Raw genomic sequence first — 6000 nt, forward strand, 5'->3', positions numbered from 1 at the left:
GGTCATCGGCGGCGCATCGAGCCGGGGTTCCCCCCGTACCTTCGGCTCCGCGCATCGGCGCGGGCGGGACACGTTCCCCCGGTCCCGTCCGCGCCCCTTCTCCCCATCTCCCCTTCCTCCCCGTGCCCGTGGTCCGACGGCACCGGGATGTGAGGTTGCGTCAGTGGTAGATGACGACCTTGTCGCCGTCCTTCACCTGGGCGTAGAGGGCGGAGATCTTCTTCTCGTCGCGGACGTTGACGCAGCCGTGGGACGCCCCGCTGTAGCCGCGCGCCGCGAAGTCGGCCGAGTAGTGCACCGCTTGGCCGCCGCTGAAGAACATCGCGTACGGCATCGGGGAGCCGTACAGCGTCGAGACGTGGTGGCGCGACTTCCAGTAGACGGAGAAGACGCCCTCGCGGGTCGGCGTGTACTCCGAGCCGAACCGTACGTCCATCACCGACACCACCCGCCCGTCGATCATCCACGCCAGGGTCCGGCTCTCCTTGCTGACGCAGAGCACCCTCCCCGTGAGACAGCGCGGGTCCGGAGCCGCCACGGGAAGCTCGGTCGGCGGGTCGAGTTCGGAGGCGGTGGGCGTACGCGTGGTGGTCAGCAGCCGTTGCCAGGTGACGGAGTCCGTCCGGCCCGTCACCCCGAGGCCGCCCTTGCGCTGGAACGCCTCCACCGCCTGCGCGGTGAGGGTCCCGTAGTAGCCGGTGGGGTTGCGGGCGAAGTGCCCGGCCTGCCGCAGCCGGGCCTGGAGCTCACGCACCCGCGCACCCTCGGCGCCGACGGCCATCAGGGCCGGGGCGGACGGTGAGGACGCCGGGGCGGGCGGGCTCGTGGCCGGGGCGGAGGGAGCGGACGGCTTGTCGTCGGAGGTCCGGGACGCCGACGGAGTGCGCGTGGGCGTCCTGGAGGAAGAGGACGAGGACGAGGGCGACGGCGACTGAGCGGTGGCGGGCCCGGTGGTCGCCCGGGGCACGGGCACGGGCGAGGCGCTCGAACCGCCGGTCACCTCCACCGGTTGGCACCCCGTCGCCAGGACCGCCCCGGCGAGGAGCACGGCGGCGGTCGCGACGAGCCTCCGCGTGGGCCGGCCGCGCCCGTACGCGCGGACCGGCGGCGGGGCCGGAGCCGGACCTGGTGTCGATGTCGAGGGTGGACGTGTCGCTCGTGTGCGTGTCACTTCGGCCTCCCCATGGCCCGCAACGCCCCGCGTACCGGTGTTACGGGGGACGCGTTCCCGCCCCGCGCGGTTGCCGAACCTCGTACGGCGGCGACGCGGGGAACCCCGCTTCCCGTGAATGCGCTCGTCCGGGTGGATTGGAGTCCGTCGCCCGCTCCGGCCCGGCGGCCCGGTGGACCATGGGACGGGGACGGTCCGGCCCGGTCGGCCGGACACCCGATCGGCCAAGAGCCCGCAGGAGCACCCGACATGGCTGTACCCGACCCGGACCTGACCGAAGCCGCCGCACACGAAGCCGCCACCGTCGAAGCGGCAGCACCCGCCGACGAGCCACCCTCTGACGAGTCACCCGCCGAAGGACCACCCTGCGCAGGACCGCCCGCCGAAGGACCACCCTGCGCAGGACCGCCCGCCGAAGGACCACCCTGCGCAGGACCGCCCGCCGAAGGACCAACAGTCGAAGAACCGCTGGACCTCGCCGACCGGGAGCTGGTGCGCGACCCGTTCACCCGCTACGCCCCCGTCCGCGCACGCGAGCGGATGGTGCGCGGACGTGCGCGGGGGGTCGACCCGATGTGGGTGGCCACCCGCTTCGACGACATCCGCACGATCATGAGCGACCCCCGCTTCACCGTGGACGCGACGACCGTCCCCGGGGCTCCGGTCGCCCACCGTACGGAGCAGACCTGGCAGGCCCGCGGCATGCGGCCGGACCACGAGAAGTACCTGCGCGCCGGGATCTTCGACGCGGACGGCGCCGACCACCGGCGGCTGCGCGGCCTGGTGACCGCCGCGTTCTCCCCGATGCGTGTGGCCGCCCTGCGCCCGAGGATCGAGGCCATCGCCCACCACCTGACCGACCGCCTGCCGGAGCACGCCGAGAACGGCGTCGTGGACCTGGTGGAACACTTCGCCCGGCCGCTGCCCATCACCGTCATCTGCGAGCTCATCGCCGTCCCCGAGGCCGACCGCGACCGCTGGCGGGCCCGGAGCGCCACCCTGACCGCCGGGGTCTGCGGCGAGGAACTCGGGGACGCGCTCGCCGGTATGGTCGCCGACGCCCACGCCCTCGTGGAGCACCACACCCGCCACCCCGGCGCCGACCTCGTCTCCGATCTCCTCGGGCCCGACTGCCGGGACCGGCTGAGCACCGACGAACTCGTGGCGCTCGTCGTCAATCTGGTCGTCGCCGGGCACATCACCACCGTCAACCTCGTCGCCAACGGCACCGAGGCGCTTCTCACCCACCCCGAGCAACTGGCCCGGCTCCGGGCGGATCCCTCCCTGATGCCGCACGCCGTCGACGAACTCATGCGCTACTGCGGGCCCGTCGTGCGGGCGCTGCCCCGCTACGCGGTCTGCGACACCACCGTCGGCGCCACCCCGGTGCGCGCCGGAGAGGCCGTGCTGCCCATCGTGTCCGCCGCCAACCGCGACCCGGCCGCCTTCACGGACCCCGACCGCCTCGACATCACCCGCACCCGCCGTACCAGGGAGCACCACATCGGATTCGGCTACGGCGCCCACCGCTGCCTCGGCGCGCACCTCGCCCAGGAGGAGACCGCCGTCGCTCTGACCGCACTGCTCGGCCGGTTCCCGGGCCTCCGTCTCGCCACCGGTCCCGAGCACCTGGAGCGCGGCACGAACCCCGTCAACTGGCACCTGACCGCCCTCCCCGTCAGGCTGTGACCAGGGACGTTCCCCGCCGTCGGAGCCCGGCCCCTGGACAGCGCGTCGGTCGCGCGTGCGAAACTCCGTCCCATGCTGGGTGTCACTGATCTGCCGACCTACCTCGTCGGCCTCGTCCTCATCGTTCTCCTGCCGGGACCGAACTCGCTCTACGTGCTGTCCGTCGCCGCCCGGCGCGGCGTACGCACCGGATACGTCGCGGCGGCCGGGGTCTGGACCGGTGACACGGTCCTGATGACCCTGTCCGCCCTCGGCGCCGCCTCCCTGCTGCAGACCACGCCGCTGCTCTTCGCCGTGGTCAAGTACGCCGGTGCCGGGTACCTGACCTGGCTGGCCTTCGGGATGCTCCGCGCCGCCCGGCAGCTGTGGCGGGAACGCACCCTCCGGGTCGCCGAACTCACCGAGGAGGCCCCGTCCGCCGGGGAGACGGTTCCCGGGGAGGACGCGGCACGGGAGAGGCCCTACCGCCGTGCGCTGGTGGTCAGCATCTTCAACCCGAAGGCCATCCTTTTCCTGATCTCCTTCTTCGTGCAGTTCGTCGACCCCGACTACGCCTACCCGGCTGTGTCGTTCGTCGTCCTGGGCGGGCTGCTCCAGCTGGCGAGCTTCCTCTACCTCTCCGCGCTGATCTTCGGCGGCACCCGCCTCGCCGCCGCCTTCCGCCGCCGCAAGCGGCTGTCGGCGACGGCCACTTCGGCGGCGGGGCTGCTCTTCCTCGGCTTCGCCGCGAAGCTCTCGCTCAGCGGCATCTGAACCACTCCGGGCGTCTGAACCACGCCGGGCAGCTGGGAGTCGCCCGGGACCGACGCGCGTCGCCCCGTGCCGGCGAGACGCCCCGTGCCGGGCGTGTCTCAACGGGCGGCCGGCTCCGGCAGGGCGAGGCCCAGTCGCGCGGCGTAGGCGTGCAGCCCCTCGGTGGTGGTGCCCGCCCAGCCGACGTACCCGTCCGGGCGGACCAGGAACAGCCCGGTGCCGTACGCCGGGGAGAGCGGCGCCCGGTGCACCAGGACCGCGTCGCCGTCCGGCACCGGCAGCGGGGCGTCCGTGCCGACCGCCAGCAGGGTGAAGTGCGGGCCACGGAACACGTCGAAGAGCCGCCGCCCGTCACCCGCGTCCCCGTCCGGCGCCCGGTCACCCGCCACCAGCACGCCCGCCGCGCCCTCGGAGAGTGGGCCCCCGCGGTAGCCGAGCCCCAACTGCTGTGCCTCCTTGCCGCGTTGCTGCTCGCCCCGGTGGATGCGGGTGGACAGGCCCAGCATCTCGGCGGCGACCGGGCGGCGCTCCTGCTCGTACGTCTCCAGGAGGGACTCGGGCGCCCCGCCCAGCAGTACCCGGCCGAGCTTCCAGCCCAGGTTGTACGCGTCCTGGACGCTGGTGTTCAGCCCCTGGCCGCCTGCCGGGGAGTGCACATGGGCGGCGTCGCCCGCGAGGAGCACGCGCCCCTGGCGGAAGCGCCCGGCGAGCGCGGCACGGGGGCGGAAGTCCGAGGACCAGCGGACCTCGGTGACCGCGTCCGCGTCCAGGTGGGTGCGGGCGGCGACGAGGGCCCGTACGCCTTCGGCGGAGGTGTCGGGCGTCCCCTGCGGGAACTGCGCGACCAGCTGGAAGTCCTCGGTGCCGGGCAGCGGGCACAGCGTGAGCAGGCCCGCTCCGTCGGCGAAGATGTGCCAGTTGAGCCGGTCGAGCGCCGCCGGTGAGATCCGCACGTCGGCCACCAGCACGGGGGACGGGTCGACGGTCTCGCCCTCCATCGCGACGGAGAGCGCGCCCCGGACCGTGGAGCGCCCGCCGTCCGCGGCGACCAGGTAGCGGGCGCGGACCTCTCCGGTGGTGAGCCGAGCGGTGACCCCGTCGGCGTCCTGGGAGAAGCCCGTCAGGGCGGACGAGAGGACGACGTCGCCGCCCAGTTCGCGCAGCCGGGCCAGCAGGATCTCCTGGGTCCGCCACTGCGGCATCATCCAGGGTTCCCCGTACGGCTCCGCGTCGGTGGGCCCGGAGCGGCGGAACATGTCGTACGCGTCCTGGCGCTCACCGTCCTTCCAGATCATTCCCACGGGTGCGGCCCCGCCGTGCGTCCGTACCGCCTCGCCCACTCCGAGGTCGTCCAGCACCTCCCGGGTGCGGGGCTGGACGCCCTTGCCGCGGGAGCCCATGAAGAGAGTTGCGGAGCGTTCGGCCAGCAGGTGGCGCACCCCGCGCCGGGCCAGGTCGCAGGCGAGCGCGAGGCCGCAGGGGCCGGCCCCGACGATCAGTACGTCCACGTCCACGCGCCCGCCCACGTCCAGGTGTCCGTCGTGCGGAACGCCGTCCTTGACGCCGCTGTCGCCCTTAACGTTGTTAAGTTCCATGGGGCGAGTGTGCCCTTAACGTCGTTAAGGAGTCAAGGGGCCGGAGGGTAGAGTGCGCGGGGTGGGCACGACGAAGATCGACCGGGCGACGGTCGCGGAGACCGCACTGCGGCTGCTGAACGAGACGGGGCTCGACGGACTGACCCTGCGCGCCATCGCGAAGGAGCTGGGCGTGCAGGCGCCCGCCCTCTACTGGCATTTCAAGAACAAGCAGGAGCTCCTCGACGAGATGGCCACGGCGATGTACCGCCGGATGCTGGTCGAGGAGACGGCTGACCTCGTCGGCCGGAGCTGGCGGGAGCGGATCATCGCCTCGCAGACCGCCCTGCGGACCGCCCTGCTGCGCTACCGCGACGGCGCGAAGGTCTTCAGCGGGGCACGCTTCACCGGCGTCGACCACGCGCCGGGCATGGAGGAGCACCTGCGCGTGATGGTCGACGCCGGATTCGACCTGCGGCAGGCCGTACGCGCCGCCGCCACCGTCAACGCCTACACGATGGGGTTCGTCACCGAGGAGCAGGGCGTCCAGCCCATGCCCGGCGAACGCCGCGACGGCTACGACGTGTCCGAGCGGGCCGCGCGGATGGCGGACTTCCCGCTGGTCGCCGCGGCCGGTCCCGAACTCTTCACCGCGTACGACGAGTTGTTCGCGGACGGGCTCCAGATCCTCGTCGCGGGGATCGGCGCGCGGTACGGCGTGGAGTGACGGCCTCTCGACCCGGTCGTGGCGCAGCGCAACCGCGGCACGACGCGACAGAGGGCCGTCGGCGCACCCGGATGATGTCCGGGCTG

General features: G+C 73.4%; 6 protein-coding genes. 3 read left to right on the plus strand and 3 right to left on the minus strand.

Going from position 1 to position 6000, the window contains the following annotated elements:
• Window positions 1-160 precede the first annotated feature (160 nt).
• Both ACFWEE_RS04070 and ACFWEE_RS04075 read right to left on the minus strand, forming a co-directional pair.
• Window positions 161-1171, minus strand: coding sequence for a L,D-transpeptidase family protein (locus ACFWEE_RS04070; RefSeq protein WP_386886141.1), 1011 nt, complete (start codon window positions 1169-1171; stop codon window positions 161-163).
• 40 nt (window positions 1172-1211) lie between these two features.
• Window positions 1212-1595 carry a hypothetical protein gene (locus ACFWEE_RS04075; protein WP_386886165.1) on the minus strand — a complete coding sequence of 128 codons (384 nt, stop codon included), beginning with the start codon at window positions 1593-1595 and terminating at the stop codon, window positions 1212-1214.
• Between the two features lie 44 nt (window positions 1596-1639).
• Here ACFWEE_RS04075 and ACFWEE_RS04080 point away from each other — a divergent pair, with 44 nt between their 5' ends.
• Both ACFWEE_RS04080 and leuE read left to right on the plus strand, forming a co-directional pair.
• Window positions 1640-2860: a cytochrome P450 gene (locus ACFWEE_RS04080; RefSeq protein ID WP_386886167.1), complete on the plus strand. Its 1221-nt coding sequence runs from the start codon at window positions 1640-1642 to the stop codon at window positions 2858-2860.
• 72 nt (window positions 2861-2932) lie between these two features.
• The gene (leuE, locus tag ACFWEE_RS04085) at window positions 2933-3613 is read left to right on the plus strand and encodes a leucine efflux protein LeuE (RefSeq protein WP_386886143.1); all 681 of its coding nucleotides are present in this window, start codon (window positions 2933-2935) and stop codon (window positions 3611-3613) included.
• Between the two features lie 98 nt (window positions 3614-3711).
• On the opposite strand, the gene ACFWEE_RS04090 is transcribed toward leuE, so the two are convergent.
• Complete coding sequence (locus ACFWEE_RS04090; RefSeq protein WP_386886168.1) at window positions 3712-5127, minus strand: FAD-dependent monooxygenase; 1416 nt, start codon at window positions 5125-5127, stop codon at window positions 3712-3714.
• A gap of 142 nt (window positions 5128-5269) precedes the next feature.
• Here ACFWEE_RS04090 and ACFWEE_RS04095 point away from each other — a divergent pair, with 142 nt between their 5' ends.
• On the plus strand, window positions 5270-5914 hold the full coding sequence (locus ACFWEE_RS04095) for a TetR/AcrR family transcriptional regulator C-terminal domain-containing protein (RefSeq protein ID WP_386886145.1): 645 nt from the start codon (window positions 5270-5272) through the stop codon (window positions 5912-5914).
• The last annotated feature ends 86 nt before the right edge of the window (window positions 5915-6000 follow it).

Source organism: Streptomyces sp. NPDC060184 (assembly GCF_042728795.1).
GTDB lineage: Bacteria > Actinomycetota > Actinomycetes > Streptomycetales > Streptomycetaceae > Streptomyces.

Coding starts and splice junctions, on each gene's coding strand:
- leuE (WP_386886143.1), top strand. CDS start 2,933: ATGCTGGGTGTCACTGATCTGCCGACCTACCTCGTCGGCCTCGTCCTC.